Source organism: Streptomyces sp. 378 (genome assembly GCF_030124145.1).
Classification (GTDB): domain Bacteria; phylum Actinomycetota; class Actinomycetes; order Streptomycetales; family Streptomycetaceae; genus Streptomyces.
In genome coordinates, this window is record NZ_JASKMS010000020.1 from 57,776 (window position 1) to 75,390 (window position 17,615).

16 protein-coding genes and 1 riboswitch are annotated in these 17,615 nt (G+C 72.4%); of the genes, 4 read left to right on the forward strand and 12 right to left on the reverse strand.

Annotated features, from left to right (window positions below):
- Positions 1-65: 65 nt before the first annotated feature.
- Positions 66-1,445 carry a C39 family peptidase gene (locus QNO09_RS25200; protein ID WP_283972520.1) on the reverse strand — a complete coding sequence of 460 codons (1,380 nt, stop codon included), beginning with the start codon at positions 1,443-1,445 and terminating at the stop codon, positions 66-68.
- A gap of 195 nt (positions 1,446-1,640) precedes the next feature.
- Here QNO09_RS25200 and QNO09_RS25205 point away from each other — a divergent pair, with 195 nt between their 5' ends.
- Together QNO09_RS25205 and QNO09_RS25210 are read left to right on the forward strand one after the other, a co-directional pair.
- Positions 1,641-2,297, forward strand: a complete 657-nt coding sequence (locus QNO09_RS25205; protein WP_283972521.1) for a uridine kinase family protein — start codon at positions 1,641-1,643, stop codon at positions 2,295-2,297.
- A gap of 429 nt (positions 2,298-2,726) precedes the next feature.
- Positions 2,727-4,586: an AAA family ATPase gene (locus QNO09_RS25210; RefSeq protein ID WP_283972522.1), complete on the forward strand. Its 1,860-nt coding sequence runs from the start codon at positions 2,727-2,729 to the stop codon at positions 4,584-4,586.
- 62 nt (positions 4,587-4,648) lie between these two features.
- Here the strand turns inward: QNO09_RS25210 and QNO09_RS25215 are convergent, their stop codons facing one another.
- The 10 genes from QNO09_RS25215 to QNO09_RS25260 form a co-directional block, all read right to left on the reverse strand.
- A complete protein-coding gene (locus tag QNO09_RS25215; protein ID WP_283972523.1) occupies positions 4,649-5,734 on the reverse strand; it encodes a hemolysin family protein in 1,086 nt (361 codons plus the stop codon).
- Entirely contained in the window at positions 5,731-7,065 is a 1,335-nt protein-coding gene (locus QNO09_RS25220; RefSeq protein WP_283972524.1) for a hemolysin family protein, read from the reverse strand. Before QNO09_RS25220 ends, QNO09_RS25215 begins: the two co-directional genes overlap by 4 nt.
- 244 nt (positions 7,066-7,309) lie before the next feature.
- The gene (locus tag QNO09_RS25225; RefSeq protein ID WP_283972525.1) at positions 7,310-7,765 is read right to left on the reverse strand and encodes a PH domain-containing protein; all 456 of its coding nucleotides are present in this window, start codon (positions 7,763-7,765) and stop codon (positions 7,310-7,312) included.
- A gap of 13 nt (positions 7,766-7,778) precedes the next feature.
- A complete protein-coding gene (gene hisG / locus QNO09_RS25230) occupies positions 7,779-8,627 on the reverse strand; it encodes an ATP phosphoribosyltransferase (protein WP_283972526.1) in 849 nt (282 codons plus the stop codon).
- 46 nt (positions 8,628-8,673) lie between these two features.
- Positions 8,674-8,946: a phosphoribosyl-ATP diphosphatase gene (locus QNO09_RS25235; protein ID WP_283972527.1), complete on the reverse strand. Its 273-nt coding sequence runs from the start codon at positions 8,944-8,946 to the stop codon at positions 8,674-8,676.
- Between the two features lie 34 nt (positions 8,947-8,980).
- Positions 8,981-9,466 carry a 6,7-dimethyl-8-ribityllumazine synthase gene (gene ribH / locus QNO09_RS25240; protein WP_283972528.1) on the reverse strand — a complete coding sequence of 162 codons (486 nt, stop codon included), beginning with the start codon at positions 9,464-9,466 and terminating at the stop codon, positions 8,981-8,983.
- Positions 9,467-9,486: 20 nt separating this feature from the next.
- Complete coding sequence (locus QNO09_RS25245; RefSeq protein WP_283972529.1) at positions 9,487-10,827, reverse strand: bifunctional 3,4-dihydroxy-2-butanone-4-phosphate synthase/GTP cyclohydrolase II; 1,341 nt, start codon at positions 10,825-10,827, stop codon at positions 9,487-9,489.
- The gene (locus QNO09_RS25250; protein ID WP_283972530.1) at positions 10,824-11,465 is read right to left on the reverse strand and encodes a nicotinamide mononucleotide transporter family protein; all 642 of its coding nucleotides are present in this window, start codon (positions 11,463-11,465) and stop codon (positions 10,824-10,826) included. The genes QNO09_RS25245 and QNO09_RS25250 overlap by 4 nt, the downstream gene beginning before the upstream one ends.
- Positions 11,462-12,070, reverse strand: a complete 609-nt coding sequence (locus QNO09_RS25255; protein WP_283972531.1) for a riboflavin synthase — start codon at positions 12,068-12,070, stop codon at positions 11,462-11,464. The genes QNO09_RS25250 and QNO09_RS25255 overlap by 4 nt, the downstream gene beginning before the upstream one ends.
- A gap of 143 nt (positions 12,071-12,213) precedes the next feature.
- Positions 12,214-12,344: riboswitch (FMN riboswitch) on the reverse strand.
- 194 nt (positions 12,345-12,538) lie between these two features.
- A complete protein-coding gene (locus QNO09_RS25260; RefSeq protein WP_283972532.1) occupies positions 12,539-13,879 on the reverse strand; it encodes an ROK family transcriptional regulator in 1,341 nt (446 codons plus the stop codon).
- Between the two features lie 157 nt (positions 13,880-14,036).
- On the opposite strand from QNO09_RS25260, the gene QNO09_RS25265 reads away from it, so the two are divergent.
- On the forward strand, positions 14,037-15,242 hold the full coding sequence (locus QNO09_RS25265) for an MFS transporter (protein WP_283972533.1): 1,206 nt from the start codon (positions 14,037-14,039) through the stop codon (positions 15,240-15,242).
- Between the two features lie 300 nt (positions 15,243-15,542).
- Here QNO09_RS25265 and QNO09_RS25275 read toward each other — a convergent pair whose 3' ends face one another.
- The gene (locus QNO09_RS25275) at positions 15,543-16,679 is read right to left on the reverse strand and encodes a glycoside hydrolase family 6 protein (RefSeq protein ID WP_283972610.1); all 1,137 of its coding nucleotides are present in this window, start codon (positions 16,677-16,679) and stop codon (positions 15,543-15,545) included.
- A gap of 175 nt (positions 16,680-16,854) precedes the next feature.
- On the opposite strand from QNO09_RS25275, the gene QNO09_RS25280 reads away from it, so the two are divergent.
- Positions 16,855-17,598 carry a DUF5995 family protein gene (locus QNO09_RS25280; protein WP_283972534.1) on the forward strand — a complete coding sequence of 248 codons (744 nt, stop codon included), beginning with the start codon at positions 16,855-16,857 and terminating at the stop codon, positions 17,596-17,598.
- The last annotated feature ends 17 nt before the right edge of the window (positions 17,599-17,615 follow it).

The following is a 17,615-nucleotide window of genomic DNA, read 5'->3' on the forward strand; positions in this document are numbered from 1 at the left end:
ACGGACTCCCCCCGAAGTCCTGTCCACCTTGCCACCGGAAGCGGCTTTCACGGCCGAGAGCTTGGTCACACGCGGACGCCCACAGCCGCCAGGGCCTTGCGCTGAGCCCCGCTCGGGCGGGCCGGGAAGTACAGGTAACAGATGCCGCCGGTACCGGAGGCGACCTTGCCGGAGGCGTTGTACCGCTTCGTCCTGAGCCAGATGTTCTCCCACTCCCGCCTGCGGTAGACGCGTCGCACGGCCTCGTCGGTCGGGGAGAAGGGGTCGTTGGCGATCACGTCGCCCTCGGCGGTGAAGCCGATGACGGTCATCAGGTGCCCGGCGGTGCCGTACCCGGCGCCGGTCAGCTCCTCCTTCAGGAACGACTGGGACGTTATGGCCGGGATGCCCGCGGCGATCAGCCTCTCCAGGTCGGTGAGCGAGCCGAGCCGGGTGACCACGCCCTGGAGGCCCTTGAACGTGGCCGCGTAGGCGGCGTTGAACGGCCAGTTGCCGCAACCGCCGTACTGGTAGTCATAGGTGAACCGGGCCGCGTGGCAGACCTGCGGATCGGTGTACGACGGGTCGACCCAGGCGAGTTGCTCCTCGGTGAGCCGACCGCCCCAGTACTCGATGATCATCTGGGAGGACGTCGGGCTGCACCAGGCTTCGCCACCGTTGTCGTACTCGGGATACCGGCCCTTGTGGATTTCCTGCGAGTAGCGCGGGACGGCCAGTTCCTTCGCGAGGCCGGGCGCGGACGCCGGGACGGTGAACCGGTCGGGCACGTCGGAGCCCATGGCGCCGAGCCGCCAGACGGTGGGCGTGGCCTTGGTGCCGGGCTTGCGGTAAAGGGTCAGGCGCAGCCGGTACGCGGCCAGGCGCAGACCGGTCGACGGGGCGTCGATCGCCAGGGTGTCGGTCCAGACCGTGCTCCTGCCGTCGCTCTGGCCGTCGACGGAGGTGCGCCGGATGTCCTGGTCGCCCGCCGCCCAGCGGCCCATCACGTACCAGGGGGTGCTGGTGCCGTCGGTGTAGGTGCCCCTGATCTCGGCCTGGATCCAGGTGCCGGCCGGGGTGCGCGCGTTCCAGGAGACGATCACCTCGGTCGCGGGGACGGTGAGCCGGTGCACGGGCGAGGTCCAGGTGCCGTACTCCCACGCCGCGGTGGTGCCGGTGTGCGGGTCGGTGTAGTCGGCAGTTCCGGCGGGCCGGGCGATCACCAGACCCGGGCGGGTGCCCGCGACGGCCCGGGTGCCCTTGGCGGTGCCGCCACGCCAGTCGCCGTAGGAGAGCCAGGCCCGGTTGTCGACGGTGGGGGCCGGGACCGCCCGGGCGGGTTCCGCGGTGTCGGTCGTCATGGGGGCCTCGGGGTCGGCGGCCGCCGGACCCGCGCCCGCGGTGACGGCGGCGGCGACCGCGGCGGCCAGGACGGTTCTGCGGGCGGGCTGTTCGGCTCTGCGCATGGCGGGGACCCCCGGATGTCGGAGTAGGGCAGGGGCGGGGCAGGTCCGTGCACGGCCGGGACGCGTCCGTGCGTGCGCCACATATGAGCACAGCCCGCCGTGTCCTGCCAGCACTTCGACGCGCGCCACGCCTATCAATATTGGCGTCGACCAGTGGCGACCGGGCAGGAGACCGTCGTTAGAGTGCTGGGCGAGATGACTGACTCCTTCCGCCCCGCACCGGGTCCCGCCGCGCACGACCTGGCCGCCCGGATCCGCCGTCTCTCCCCCTCCTGCGGCCCGGTCCGCCTCGTCGGTGTGGACGGCCACGCCGGGTCCGGAAAGAGCACGTTCGCCGGGCGGTTGGCCACGGCGCTGGGCGGTGCGCCGGTGCTGCGTCTCGACGACATCGCCAGCCACGACGCGCTCTTCGACTGGACCGGGCGGCTGCTGGACCAGGTGATCGAGCCGCTCTCCCAGGGCCGGACGGCGCACTACACCCCCTACGACTGGCGGGACCGCCGCTTCGGCGCGCCGGTCCCGCTCCCGCCCGCGCCGGTGCTCCTCGTGGAGGGCGTCGGCGTGGGACGCCGGGCGCTGCGCCCCCACCTGGCCCTGCTGCTGTGGATGGAGCTGCCGCGCGAGGAGGCCTGGGCGCGAGGACGGTCGCGGGACGGGGCGGAGCAGCGGGAATTCTGGGACGGCTGGGTCCCGGCGGAGCGCCGGCACTTCGCCGGCGATCCCTCGCGACCGTTCGCCGACCTTCTGGTACGGCAGCGCGACGAGGGATATGAGGTGCTCGCGGGACCCGCGGGGACCGTTGGACCGGACCATCCCCTCACGCACGGTGACGGACCACCCGCAGTGTGCTGAACTTGTGAAGGGCCTTGCCGGACAACTCGCCGCAGCGCCTCAACTCGGCTTGACCGCTGGGCCGTACAGGTCTTACGTTCTCAATGTGCGGCATCGGAGCCGCCCGCAGACGCGAAGCCCCCGGTTGTTCCCCCGTGATCGGGGGCTTCGTTCTGCCCTCTTCCGGTTCTCCGGCCGCCGCGCGGGCGCCGACCGCTCACCCTGGGTCACCGCGCGCGAGTGCCTCGCCTCCGCTCCCACCTCGCCGAACGGCCCGTGCGGCACCCTACGGGGGCGCCGCCCGCGACGGTACGATGCCCTCGTCGCGACCTGCGGACGGTTGCTTCGCGCACGGCAACTGCGGTCCGTGGCACAGCGGTTCGAGCAGGGCAGCCGGCTGGGGGACGGCTCGTTGGCCTACCGACGGGGGCACGGTTCGTGGGGGACGGGATGGACTTCGGCACGCAGGGCCCTCAGGCCCCGGCCGACCTCGCCTGGCTGCGAGGCGTGGACGCCTACACCATGGGCGCCTATCCGCAGGCGGAGGAGGAGTTCCGCGCCGCCGTGCGCATGGACTCCGGGATGGCCGACGGCTGGCTCGGACTGCACGCCCTGCGCGTCGACACGACGACCGCGCTGCTGCGGATGTTCCAGCACCGCGACCGCTTCGGGGAGCAGCGCTCCCGCTACCGTCGCGCGCTCAACTCCTGGTACTGGCTGGGCTGGTGGGTGCAACCCGTACTGGAGAGCCCCCGCGACCTGCTCCTCGCGCACGCCTCCCACTGGCTCGACGGCCGCCATGTTCCCGAGCTGGACCGGGCGCTCGCCGGGCTGCCGCCGGTGGACACCGACCACCAGGTCCGCTTCCTGCACTCCTGCCGCGCCTATCTGGTCAAGGACTGGGAGCAGCTCGTCCGCCACACCGATCCGCTGCTCGACGATCCCATGCTCGGCATCGAGGCGGGCCTGTTCGGGGGCATGGCCCGGGTCCGCCTGGAGATGTACGGCCAGGCCGAACCACTGCTGGCCGCCGCGCTGATGCGCTGCCGCAGCGAGCAGCCCCAGCGCAAGGAGCTGCGGTACTGGCTGGCCCGGGCGCACGAGGGCACCGGCCGCAGTGCCGCCGCGCTCCCCCTGTACCGGGCCGTGCACCGCGTCGACCCGGCCTTCATGGACACCTCGGCCCGGCTCACCGCGATAGCCGAGGGCGACGGATACGACGACGTCACGGACCTCGCCGCGATCACGCTCACCGGCGCGGGCCAGGACGTCGTGGACGGGCCCGACGGGTTCGATCCGCTCTTCGGCCCGGAGGGGCGCGACCTGAGACTGCCCGACCCCGAGCCGCCGATCACTCCCCTGCCTCCGGTGACCGTCCCGCCGGTCCGCGCCAGGACCGGCCCGGCCTCCACCCTGCCCGCCGGGCCGACCGACCCGGCCTTACTGGAGGAAGCACTCGCCGAGCTGGAGCGCATGGTGGGCCTGGAGCCGGTGAAACGCCAGGTCAAGGCCCTGTCGGCGCAGCTGAACATGGCCCGGCTGCGGGCCGGGCAGGGCCTTCCGGTCCAGCCGCCGAAACGGCACTTCGTCTTCTCGGGCCCCTCCGGCACCGGCAAGACCACCGTCGCCCGCATCCTCGGCCGGGTCTTCTACGCGCTCGGGCTGCTCGGCGGCGACCACCTCGTGGAGGCGCAGCGGGCCGATCTGGTGGGCGAGTACCTCGGGCAGACGGCGGTGAAGGCGAACGAGCTGATCGACTCGGCCCTCGGGGGCGTCCTCTTCGTCGACGAGGCCTATGCCCTGTCCAACTCGGGCTACGGCAAGGGGGACGCCTACGGCGACGAGGCCCTGCAGGTGCTGCTGAAGCGCGCGGAGGACAACCGCGACCACCTCGTGGTGATCCTGGCCGGCTACCCGGAGGGCATGGACCGCCTGCTGGCCGCGAACCCCGGGTTGTCGTCCCGTTTCACCACCCGCGTCGACTTCCCGTCGTACCGGCCCCTCGAACTCACCGAGATCGGCAAGGTACTGGCGGCGGAGAACGGCGACCTCTGGGACGAGGAGGCCCTCGACGAGCTGCGGTCCATCGCCGGGCACGTGGTGGACCAGGGGTGGATCGACGAGCTGGGCAACGGGCGGTTCCTGCGGACGCTGTACGAGAAGAGCTGCGCCTACCGGGACTTGCGCTTGTCCCTCTACCCCGGAGCGCTGGGGCGCGAGGATCTCGCGACGCTGCGGTTGCCGGATCTGATGCAGGCGTACGGGGAGGTGCTGTCCGGGCGGGGACCGCAGGATCCGCCCGGACCATGAGGAAGCCGAGTGGGGCCGTGGCGCCGGCCAGGGGGTGCTTTGAAAGTCCCGCACAGCATCCCCTAGGTGGCCAGGACCTCCTCCGACGCCCCGCTGCTGCGGGGCTCGGTCAGCCTCACCTCGCGCACCTCACGATGCGCCGGATCCCGCACCTCCCCCACCAGCAGCTCCAGCACGTCCTCCAGGGCGACCAGCCCGAGCACCTTCCCGGACCCGTCGGCCACCTGGGCCAGGTGGGTCGCCGCCCGCCGCATCACCGTCAGCGCGTCGTCCAGCGGCAGCTCGGACCGCAGGGTCGTCATGGAACGCCACAGGTGCTGCGGGACGGCCCGGTCGGGGTCCTCCAGGTCGAGGACGTCCTTGACGTGCAGATAGCCCATGAACACGCCGTTGTCCGCGGCAATCGGGAAACGGGAGTAGCCGGTGCGGGCCGTGAGCCCGACGATGCGACCGGGGGTGACCGACGGGCTGACCGTCACCAGGGACTCCCGCTTGAGCAGGACGTCCGTGACCGGGCGGGAGCCCAGCTCCAGGGCGTCCTCCAGGCGTTCGGCCTCCTCGGGGTCGAGCAGACCCGCCTGGCCGGCGTCCTCCACCAGCCGGTTGAGCTGCTCGCTGGTGAAAACGGCCTCGACCTCGTCCTTGGGCTCCACGTGGAAGAGCCGCAGGATGCCCTTCGAGCAGGCGCCGAGGGCGGCGGTGATGGGCTTGCAGAAGCGGGCGAACCAGACCAGGCCGGGGCTCAGCCACAGCGCGGCCTTCTCCGGGGCCGCCATCGCCAGATTCTTCGGGACCATCTCGCCGATGACCAGGTGGAAGAAGACCACGGCGGCGAGGGCGATGACGTAGGTGAGGGGGTGGATGACACCCTCGGGCAGGTGGATCCGCTCGAAGACCGGCTCCAGCAGGTGCGCGACGGTCGGTTCGGCGACCGCGCCGAGGGTCAGCGAGCAGATGGTGATGCCGAACTGGGCCGCCGCCATCATCTGCGGCAGCCGCTCAAGACCGTAGAGGACCTGCCGGGAGCGGGCCGTGCCGAGCGGTTCGATCTGGCTGCGGCGTACGGAGACCAGCGCGAACTCGGCGCCGACGAAGAAGCCGTTGGCGAGCACGAGCAGCGCCGCGAAGAGAAGCTGGAGCACGCTCATCGGACGGCCTCCGCCATGGACGGCACGGGGGCGGTCCGCACCAGCCGGACCCGTTCCGCGCGGTAGTGGCCGACCTGGCGCACCGACAGCCGCCAGCCGGGCAGCTCCGCCCTGTCCCCGACGGCCGGGATGCGGCCCAGCAGGTCGGCGATCAGGCCCGCGACGGTCTCGTACGGGCCTTCCGGCACGTCGAGGCCTATGCGCTGCAGGATGTCGACCCGGCAGCTGCCGTCGACGTCCCAGGCGGGCCTGCCGTCCTCCGGCGGCACGGCGGCCAGCTCGGGCAGGTCGTGTCCGTCGTGCTCGTCGCGGACCTCGCCGACGAGTTCCTCGACGATGTCCTCCAGCGTCACGACACCGGCGGTGCCGCCGTACTCGTCGACGACGACCGCGATGGGCTGCTCGCTGCGCAGGCGGGTGAGGAGCGGCCGCACGGGCAGCGTCTCGGGGACGAGCAGCGCCGGGCGGGCGATGCGGCCGGCGGGGGTGCGCAGCCGGTCCTGGACGGGCACGGCCAGGGCGTCCTTGAGGTGGACCATGCCGACGACCTCGTCGATCCTCTCCCGGTAGACGGGGAAGCGGGACAGGCCGGTGGCCCGGGTCAGGTTGATCACGTCCTCGGCGGTGGCCGAGGACTGCAGGGCGCTGACCTTCACACGCGGCGTCATCACGTGTTGCGCGGTCAGCTCGCCCAGCGACAGGGTACGGACGAACAGATCCGCCGTGTCCTGCTCCAGGGCGCCGGCCCGGGCGGAGTGGCGGGCCAGGGAGACGAGCTCGCCGGGGGTGCGGGCGGAGGCCAGTTCCTTGGTGGGTTCGACGCCCAGGACGCGCACGAGCCGGTTCGCGACGGCATTGAGGCCGGCGATGACCGGGCGGAACAGCCGGGCGAAGACATGCTGCGGGCCCGCGACGAAGCGCGCCACCTGCAACGGCCTGGACACCGCCCAGTTCTTGGGCAGGAGCTCGCCGATCACCATCTGCACGGCGGAGGCCAGCAGCATGCCGACCACGACCGCGACACCGGGGACGGCTCCCACGGGGATGCCGACCGCGGTGAACGGGCCGTGCAGGAGCTCGGCGAGCGCCGGTTCGGCGAGCATGCCGACGACGAGCGAGGTGATGGTGATGCCGAGCTGGGTGCCGGAGAGCTGGAAGGACAGTTCCTTGAGCGATGCCACGACACGGTGGGCGCGCCGGTCGCCCTCGGCGGCGGCCTTCTCGGCCTCCGGGCGCTCGACCGTGACGAGTCCGAACTCGGCCGCCACGAAGAATCCGTTGGCGAGGATCAGCAGGAACGCGGCTGCCAGGAGCAGCAGGGGGGTGGTCATGATGCCGCCGCCTCCACACGGTCGCGTACCTCGGCAATGAGGTCCGCGCTATGTCGGCAGGGGGCGGCGCAGGTACTGCAGGACGATCCGTCCATCGCCGGAGGGGGTCACTCCTCGGTGAGCAGGGGCCTCTGTGCACCGGGCGGGGCAACAGAGGCGGAGGCGCGTCCATCACGCCTCCGCCAACAGATTAATCAAGACACGGCCCGGTGCGGCAGTGGCGGCCGCCGGGAGGCCCCCAGCGTCAGTCCCGAGGCACCTCGGGGCCCGCCGTGGAACGGGCCTCGGCGAGCGCCCGCAGGGCCCTGGCGTCGGCGATCGCGCGTTGTCTGGCCAGGCCCGGCTGAATGCCCAGAGCAGGCAGACTGGTGCCGTCGCTGAGGTTGAGGAAGACCCAGGGGTCGCCGGGCCGGAGGGTCACCTGGAGGATCTCCGCCCATTCCAGCCGGCGCTTGTTCGTGAGATTGACGACAGTGACGCCGTCCTCGTCGGCGACGACCTTGGGCCGCGCCAGGAGGAGCAGTACGGCGTCCAGCAGGAGCGCCGTGAAGACGAAACTGACACGCTCGCCGGGGCTGAGCTGCTTCAGCAGCATCGCGACCGCCGTGATCACCACGAAGACCGCGACGGCCGCGGTGAGCAGCACCACGCGGGTGCTGCCCGGCCGGAAGGTGACGGGCAGGGCGGGCAGATCGGACATCGGTGCGCGCCCCTCAGAGACGGCAGGCGTGGATGGCCGTGGTCAGGATGGCCCGGGCGCCGATGTCGTAGAGGTCGTCCATGATCCGCTGGGCTTCCTTGGCGGGGACCATCGCGCGGACGGCGACCCAGCCCTCGTTGTGCAGCGGGGAGACCGTCGGGGACTCCAGGCCGGGTGTGAGGGCCACGGCCTTCTCCAACTGCTCGACACGGCAGTCGTAGTCCATCATCACGTACGTCCGGGCGACCAGGACGCCCTGGAGGCGGCGCAGGAACTGCTGCACCTTGGGGTCGTCGGGCTCCGCGCCGGTGCGGCGGATGACGACGGCCTCGGACTGCATGATCGGCTCGCCGGCGACCTCCAGGCCCGCGTTGCGCAGGGAGGTGCCGGTCTCGACGACATCGGCGATGACCTGGGCGACGCCGAGCTGGATGGCGGTCTCGACGGCACCGTCGAGGTGGACGACGGAGGCGTCGATGCCGTGCTCGGCGAGGTGCGCCGCGACGATGCCCTCGTAGGAGGTGGCGATCGTCTTGCCCGCCAGGTCCGCCAGGCCGCTGATCGTGCCGGGCTTGGTGGCGTAGCGGAAGGTGGAGCGGGCGAAGCCGAGGGCGAGGATCTCCTCGGCCTGGGCGCCGGAGTCGATGAGCAGGTCACGGCCGGTGAGGCCGATGTCCAGCTGGCCGGAGGCCACGTAGATCGCGATGTCGCGGGGGCGGAGGTAGAAGAACTCGACCTCGTTCTCCGGGTCGACGATCCGCAGTTCCTTGGACTCCCGGCGCTGCTGGTAGCCGGCCTCATGCAGCATCTCCGCCGCAGGGCCTGACAGGGAACCCTTGTTGGGGACGGCGATGCGCAGCATGAGGTCGGCTTCCTTCGCGTGGGTGTCGTACGGGGGCGGGTGCGGCTTACAGGTGGGCGTAGACGTCGTCGAGGGAGATGCCGCGGGCGACCATCATCACCTGGACGTGGTACAGCAGCTGCGAGATCTCCTCGGCGGCGGCTTCCTTGCCCTCGTACTCGGCGGCCATCCACACCTCGGCGGCCTCTTCGACGACCTTCTTGCCGATGGCGTGGACGCCCTTCCCGACCAGTTCCGCGGTGCGGGACGTGGCGGGATCGCCCTGGGTGGCCTTGTGCTGGAGCTCGGCGAAGAGCTCCTCGAACGTCTTCTTGGACATGGTGTCGCTCAGCCTATGCCACACGCGGCTTTCGTCAGCGCCAGGGTTCGGATACTGAGCGGAGGGTGGCCGCGGTCGCGACCGCGGCCGTCACCGCCTCGTGCCCCTTGTCCTCGTGGGAGCCCTCGATTCCGGCGCGGTCCAGGGCCTGCTCCTCGGTGTCGCAGGTCAGCACACCGAAGCCGACGGGGACCCCGGTGTCCACGGAGACCTGGGTGAGGCCCTGGGTCACGCCCTGGCACACGTACTCGAAGTGGGGGGTTCCGCCGCGGATGACGACCCCGAGGGCGACGATCGCGTCGTAGCCGCGGCCCGCGAGGACCTTGGCGACGACCGGGAGCTCCCAGCTGCCGGGGACCCTCAGCAGGGTCGGCTCGTCGATGCCCAGGTCGTGCAGGGCGCGCAGGGCGCCGTCGACCAGGCCGTTCATCACCTTCTCGTGCCACTGTGCCGCGATGACGGCGACCCGGAGGTCACCCACATTGCGTACGGACAGCTCCGGTGCACCCTTGCCGCTCACGTTGCTCCCTCTGTGCTCTCTTACTGGTTGCCGCAGGCCGGCACGGTCGTCGTGTCCAGCCAGGGCAGGTCGTGGCCCATCCGGTCCCGCTTGGTGCGCAGGTAGCGGAGGTTGTGCTCACCGGCGCTCACGGGCATCGGCACGCGCGCCCTGACCGCGATGCCGTGCCGCACGAGCGCGTCGGTCTTGTCGGGGTTGTTGGTCAGCAGCCTGACGCCGCGCACGCCGAGGTCGGCGAGGATCTGGGCGCCGGCCGCGTAGTCGCGGGCGTCGGCGGGCAGGCCGAGTTCGAGGTTGGCGTCGAGGGTGTCGCGACCGCGCTCCTGGAGTTCGTAGGCGCGCAGCTTGGACATCAGGCCGATGCCGCGGCCCTCGTGTCCGCGCAGGTAGACCACGACTCCGCGGCCCTCGTCCTGGATGCGGGCCAGGGAGGCGTCCAGTTGGGGACCGCAGTCGCAGCGGGCGGAGCCGAAGACGTCGCCGGTGAGGCATTCGGAGTGGACCCGGACGAGGACGTCCTGGCCGTCGCCGATCTCGCCGTGCACCAGGGCGACGTGCTCGACGCCGTCGACGATGGAGCGGTAGCCGTATGCCGTGAAGGTGCCGTGGGCGGTGGGCAGTTGGGTCCTGGCCTCGCGGCGGACGGTGGGCTCGCTGCTGCGGCGGTAGGCGATCAGGTCCTCGATGGAGATGATCGTCAGGCCGTGCTTGCGGGCGAAGGGGATCAGCTCGGGCAGGCGCAGCATGGTGCCGTCCTCGCCGGCGATCTCGACGATCGCGCCGGCCGGGCGCAGGCCCGCGAGGCGGGCGAGGTCGACCGCGGCCTCGGTGTGGCCGTTGCGGGTCAGGACGCCTCCGGGCCGGGCGCGCAGCGGGAAGATGTGGCCGGGGCGGACGAAGTCGCCGGGTCCGCTGACGCCGTCGGCGAGCAGCCGGAGGGTGGTGGCGCGGTCGGAGGCGGAGATGCCGGTGCTCACGCCGTGGGCGGCGGAGGCGTCGACGGAGACCGTGAACGCGGTCTTCATCGACTCGGTGTTGTCCTCGACCATCTGCGGGAGGTTCAGCCGGTCCAGTTCCTCGCCCTCCATGGGGGCGCAGATCAGGCCGCGGCACTCGCTCATCATGAAGGCGACGATCTCGGGGGTCGCCTTCTCGGCGGCGATGACGAGGTCGCCCTCGTTCTCCCGGTCCTCGTCGTCGACGACCACGACGGGGCGGCCGGCCGCGATGTCGGCGATGGCCTGCTCGACGGGGTCGAGGGCGAAGTTCTCGACGTCGTCGGCGCTGTACAGGGCGGTGGTCGAGGGGGTGGCGCGAAGCGCCTCGGTCAGGGTGGTGGCGGGTGACGGGCGGGCGGTCATGCCGGCGCTCCTTCCAGGGTGGGCCGCGCGGCCTGACGCGAGCGCAGCCACCAGTCGCGCAGGCCCCACAGGACGAGCGCGCCGTAGATGACGTAGACGAAGCCGGAGAAGGCGTAGCCGTTGGCGAAGTTGAGGGGCACGCCGACGAGATCGACGAGCAGCCAGGCGAACCAGAACTCGACCATGCCGCGGGCCTGGGCGTACATGGCGACGACGGTGCCGACGAAGATGTAGGCGTCCGGCCAGGGGTCCCAGGACAGGGTGGGGTACGCCGTGAAGAGCAGCGCCACCGCGACCGTGCCGGCGGCGGCCGCCGCGGCCATCGCCGCGCGCTCGCGCCAGGTGGCGAACCGGACGGCGATGTGGCCGTCCTCGGCCTGTCCCCTGCCGCGCTGCCACTGCCACCAGCCGTACAGGGCGACGACCATGACGACCGCCTGCTTGCCGGCGCTGCCGGTGAGGTGGCCGAAGAAGGCGCCGAAGAGGATCAGGCCGGCCAGGAACTGCACGGGCCAGGTCCAGATGGAGCGGCGCCAGCCGAGGGCGAGGGCGGCCAGACCGAAGAGGTTGCCGACCATGTCGGACCAGAGGATGTGCTGGCCGAAGAGGGCGAACGCCTCGGAGTTCAGCGTGTTCACCGGGCCGCCCCCGGTGCGCGGTCGCCGAGCATCCGCTCGACGTACTTGGCGATGACGTCCACCTCGAGGTTGACCGGGTCGCCGGGCTGCTTGTGGCCGAGCGTGGTCAGGGCGAGGGTGGTGGGGATGAGGCTCACGGTGAAGTGGTCGGAGCCGGCGTCGACGACGGTGAGGCTGATGCCGTCGACGGTGATGGAGCCCTTTTCGACCACGTACCGGGTGAGGTCGGCGGGGAGGGAGATCTTCACGATCTCCCAGTTCTCGGAGGGCTTGCGCTCCAGGATCTCGCCGGTGCCGTCCACGTGGCCCTGCACGATGTGCCCGCCGAGGCGTTCGCCCACGGCCATGGGGCGTTCGAGGTTGACGCGGGAGCCGGCCTTCAGGGCACCGAGGCTGGAGCGGTTCAGGGTCTCGGCCATGACGTCGGCGGTGAACTCGTCGCCCTCGTGGTCGACGACCGTGAGGCAGACGCCGTTGACGGCGATGGAGTCGCCGTGTTTCGCGCCTTCGGTGACGACCGGGCCGCGCAGGCGGAAGCGACAGGCGTCGTCGAGGTTCTCGACGGCGGTGACCTCGCCCAGCTCTTCGACGATTCCGGTGAACACTTCCCGGGTCCTCCTGCCTCTTCGGGCACGGACTCCGGGGCTGTCGATGACGACAGAAGGTACGAGCAGGACACAGGGACGACGCCGGACGGAGTCCGCCACGGGGGACGGACTTCTGGGCGGCGCGCACGGATGCCCGCTCGCCGCGCACTGCCTCCCATCCGGACTTTAACCGTCGGTCCAGGAATTTCACCTGGTCAACCGGTCGCTGGAGGCGACCGGGTCGCGGACTGTAACCGCCGGTTCGGACTTTCACCGACCCCGGAGTGCGCTGCTACTGGTACCCGGCCAGTGTGCCACGCCTGAATGACGTTCAGAGAGGGGAAGTGTGTGGGCTGCCTCACAGACCGTGTCGCGCCCCTTCCCGAGCGCGACCGAGTCCTCGACATCCGTGCGGGACCGGCCCCTTGAGGCCGTCATTGGTACACACCTATTGACGATGTGGTCTAGTCCTTTCTAGGGTCGGCGTCAGGGTCGACCGACCCCCACTGACCGGCCCGGCGGCGGTGACGACGGCCCTTGCCCGCCGTCGGGCCTTCCCAGGCGCAGCCCCTCCCCCGGCGTGAACAGCTCCTCCTGAGCCCGGTCTCGCGCCGAGAGCAGCGCACCGCGCAGGACCGCGCCACCGCCCAGGGTGGTGACCCGCACCTCCGTGGGCAGCGGCGTCATCCGGGCGATCCGGTCCTGGACGCGCGCGGCGAGCTCGACGCCGCCTGCCTTCCCGACCTCTCCCCCCAGGACCACGCAACCGGGGTCCAGGATGGCGACGACCGAGGCGACCCCGACGGCCAGCCGGTCGGCCAGGGCGTCGAGGAAACGGGCCGCGGGGTCACTCCCCGACGGGGGCACCTCCGGCAGCGGACCCGTCTGCCGCGGCAGCGCCGCACTCCGCACCCGGCCCACCGCCTCCCGCACCACACCGGCGGCGGCCCGCACCACGCCGACCGCCGGAACCTCTTGCCCCGCCGCGGCCGCAACGCCGTACTCCGCCGCCAGGTCCAGCACGGCGGCCGACGACGCCAGGGAATGGAAGCCGCCCTCGCAGTCCGTCGAGGTCGGCAGTGCGGCCGTGCCCGGAACCGGGAGGAAGCCGATCTCACCGGTGCCACCGGAGGCGCCGCGACGAAGGGCGCCGTCGAGGACCACGGCCGCACCCGTTCCATGGCCCAGCCACAGCAGGACGAACGTGTCCCGGTCCCGGGCCGCCCCGTCGCGCTGCTCGGCCACCGCCGCCAGGTTGGTCTCGTTCTCGACGCGGACGCGGGTGTGAGGCAGCCGCTCCTGGAGGGTGGCGACGAACCGGCGGTGCCATTCGGGCAGGCCGGTGGAGTCACGGAGTTCGCCGCTGGAGGGGTCGATCAGGCCCGGCGCCCCGATCCCCACGGTGTGCAGGCGGTCGGCACCGGCATCCTTCACCACCCGCTCGACCAGGGTGACCGCCTGCTCCACGGCGGGGCCGGTCCCCATGTCGCCCCCGATGGGCACCGACGCCTCGGCCAGCACCCCGCCGACCAGGTCCGCGACGGCCACGGAGACGCCTTCGGTGCGGACGTCGAGGGCGGCCAGATGCGCCCGGTCGGCGACGATGCCGTACACCTTCGCGTTGGGGCCGCGCCGCTGCTCCCCGGTCTCGCCGACCACGGCGATCAGACCCGCGGCGGTGAGGCGTTCGACGAGGTCGGCGACGGTCGGCCGGGACAGGCCGGTCAGTTGCTTCAAGCGCCCTGCCGTCAACGGGCCTTCCTGCTGGAGCAGGCGCAGGGCCAGCCGGTCGTTGATGGCCCGGGCGGTGCTCGGGGATGCGGGCATGCCGGGATCCTTCCAGATCGGCGGGGCCGTGGGCCGAGGCCCGCCGGGTAACCCTCTTATTATCAGGCAGGGTTCCTGATAGTTTACGCCAGCACCAGAGGCGAGGTACGGCGGAGACCTGGGCGAGTAGGGCAGAGACCTGGAGGGGGACCGCAGAATGGGCAACGTGGTCGACGAACAGCGCGAGGTGAAGCGGTCCCGGTACGCCGTGGCCGCCGTCTTCGCCGTGCACGGCGCCGTGACCGGCTCGTTCGCCACCCGCGTACCGTGGATCCAGGACCACGCCGGCGTGAGCGCGGGCCAGTTGGGGATCGCGCTGGCCTTCCCCGCGCTCGGCGCGTCCGTGGCCATGCCGCTCGCCGGCAGCATCAGCCACCGCTTCGGCGCCCGCAACGCGCTGCGCGGACTGATCGCCCTGTGGACGTTGTCCCTGGTCCTTCCCTCCCTCGCCCCGAACCTGCTGACGCTCTGTCTGGCCCTGTTCACCTACGGCGCCACGGCGGGCATGGCGGACGTGGCGATGAACGCGCTGGGCGTCGAGGTCGAGAACCGCCTCGGCCGGTCGATCATGTCCGGGCTGCACGGCATGTGGAGCGCGGGTGCCCTGATCGGCTCGGCGGCCGGCACGCTCGCCGCGCACCTCGGCTCGGACGCCCGGCTGCACCACGTCCTGGCCGCCGCGGTCCTCACCGTCGTCGGCGTGCTGTCCTGCCAGTGGGTGCTCGACCTGCAGCCCGCCGAGGACGAGGAGCCGCCGCCGCGGTTCGCGCTGCCGCCCCGCTCGGCGCTGCTCATCGGCGCGATCGGGTTCTGCGCGGTGTTCGCGGAGGGCGCGAGCCTGGACTGGTCGGCGGTCTATCTGCGCGAGCAGTTGGAGACCTCCGCCGGGCTCGCCGCGGCGTGCACGACGGGCTTCACGCTCACCATGGCCGTCGCGCGGCTCGCCGGCGACAAGGTCGTCGACCGCTTCGGCGCCGTGCGGACGGTGCGGACGAGCGGCGTGTTCGCCGTCCTGGGCGGGCTGCTGATCGTGGTGGCGGACCATCCGGCGGTGGCCATGAGCGGGTTCGCCCTGATGGGTCTCGGCATCGCCGTCGTCGTACCGGTGTGCTTCGCCGCGGCCGGCCGCAGCGGCGCCAACCCGAGCCTGGCCATCGCGGGTGTCGCGACCATCACGTACACCTCGGGGCTGATCGCGCCGAGCGCGATCGGCATGGTGGCCCAGGCGACCAGTCTGATGGTGTCGTTCTGCCTGGTGACGGCACTGTCGTGCGGCCTGGTGGCGTTCGCGGGGGTGCTGCGCCCCGGCGAGCGGACGAAGCTCGGCCGGCCGAAGACGGCGGTTCCGGACCCGCGGCCCTGAGCCGGCGGCGCCGGACCGAACGGGCCCGGCACCGCCCCGGCCCCCAGCGCTCCCGGCGCACCCCGGCCACCACTCCGTGGACGCGAGCGGCCGGCTCATTCGACCACCGGTGGCCGGACCTGTCCGGCGTGGGCAGGGCCGACCGGATCGGGCTGCCGGAGCCGCACGCCCCGTCGTTCGACCGATCGGCGATCCTGGTCGCCCCGCCGGTCGTCACCGCGCTGGTCAGCACGCCCTGCCGGCCTTCGCCCCGCCCCACCTCAAGACGCGGACACCCCTGCCGGCCGAGGGCACCTCCTCCTACGACGACGCCAGGTCGTAGGCGTAGGAGGCCGTGAACGTCCCGGGCCTGCTCTTGCAGCCGTCCGACTCCCCCGGCAGTTTGACCCACAGATAGGCGTCGATCCGGGCCTCGCCGGTGCTGAGGGTGGGTGCCCGGCCGAGCTTGCGGCCCGCCGGGTCGCACCACTGGCCGTCGGGCGGGGCGCCGTTGCCGTTGCGGCTGGTGTCGATGACGGCGCCGAGGCTCTCCGGGCCGCCGAGTGCGTCGAGGACCCGCCGGTCGTAGGCGACCTCGTCGGCGGTGGAGTGGAAGTTGGAGACGTTGCTGAAGATCCCGTCGGAGGACGCGGGCGAGGCGGCACCGGCCTGTCTGAGCCAGGCCGCCTGTGTGCCGGGCGCGTTCCAGCCCGAGTGTCCCGCGTCGAAGTACACGCGGGCCCGGGGGTTGGCGGACTTCAGGACGCGGCCTGCCCGGGCCAGTGAGGCGAAGCGGTCCGCGCGATCACCGGCGGAGAGGCACGCGGCCTGGGCGACCGAGTCCGGCTCCAGGACGACGATGACCTCGCCGGAGCCCAGCCCCGCCGCGAACCGGTCGATCCAGGCGTCGTACGCGTCCAGGCCGGGCGCTCCGCCCTGGGAGTGGCCGCCGCAGTCCCGGCCGGGAACGGCGTACGGCACGACGACGGACACCCGCCCCAGCGCGGCCGCGCCCGAGGTCACCGCGGCGACCCGGGCGGTGACGGTCTCGGGCGAGTAGTCGGCGAACCAGACCGCCGCGGGCTGCTCGGCGATGCGGGACGCGATGACCGCGTGCCGGGGGTCGCCGGAGTGGGAGCGGACCCAGTCGAGCACCTGGGAGTCGGGATGGAGGTACAGCCGCCCCGCCGCGCGGGTGGTGATGCGTTCCCGCTGCTTCTCGGTCCTCCTGGGCGGGGCGGAGCTCAGCGTGCGGCGCGGGGACGGCGAAGGCGCGGGGGAAGCGGACTCTGCCGTGGCCGGCGCGGACGTCGACGGCATGGCCGGCAGGGGCGCCGGGCGGGGCGGGGCCGACACCTCGGGGGGTCCGGCCTCGTCCGAGGCCCGCCCGTGGTCGAAGGCGGCGAGGACCCCGGCGACCGCGCCGGCCGCGAGCACGAGCGAGGCCGCCACGACCATCGCGCCGCGCCGGGCGGCGCGCCTGCGTTCGCCCCTGCGGGCGGCCAGACGCTGCGCGCGCGAGCCTGACACGGTGCTGCTCCCCCTCCCCCTGCGGCGGGCGGTGTTCCCCCGTTTCGGGGAAGCGCCGGGCCCGCCGGTACGTCCGCCAGCCTAGAGCTGCGACTCTGCCCGCATGCCGCGATGCGAACAAGTCCCCCCAGCCGTGGACACTCCGGTCGACGCCGTCATCTCCCGGATGCGCGCCCTGGACGCGGCCCTGCATCCCCGGGACGGGGTGGCGGTCTTCAACCGCGTCTACCTCACCGTGACGGAGGCGGTGGACCGGTACGTCGACACCGGGCGGTTCGCGGACGCCCACGCCGCGATCACGCTGGACGTACGGTTCGCGCAGCGGTACCTGGCGGCCGTCGAGACAGTGCCGGGCGAGCGGCGCCCGCCCGCCTGCTGGCGCCCGCTGTTCCAGTTCCGCCGCCATCCCGGGGTACGGCCGTTGCAGTTCGCGCTGGCGGGTATCAACGCGCACATCGGGCACGATCTCGCGCTGGCCGTCGTGGACACCTGCCGTACGCTGCGCTGCGCACCCGTCGATCTGGAGGACGAGTTCGACGTGGTGGGTGATCTCCTCGTCTCGCTGGAGGAGCGCATCCGCGACGATCTGATGCCGGGCCCCGACCTCTTCCGGATCGCCGACCCGCTGACCCACCTGCTCGGCTGCTGGAGCCTGGACCGCGCCCGGGACGCCGCGTGGACGGCGGCCCGGGCCCTGTGGGCTCTTCGCGAACTCCCCGATGTCGCCGCGGAGTTCACCGAACGCCTGGACACGGCGGTGGGCTTCGCGGGGCGCATGCTGCTCACCCCCCTGGCCGAGCCGGGCCTGCGGGCCCAGGGCCTGTCGTTCGGATCGGACCGGCTGTGAGGCTCGGCTCCCGTCAG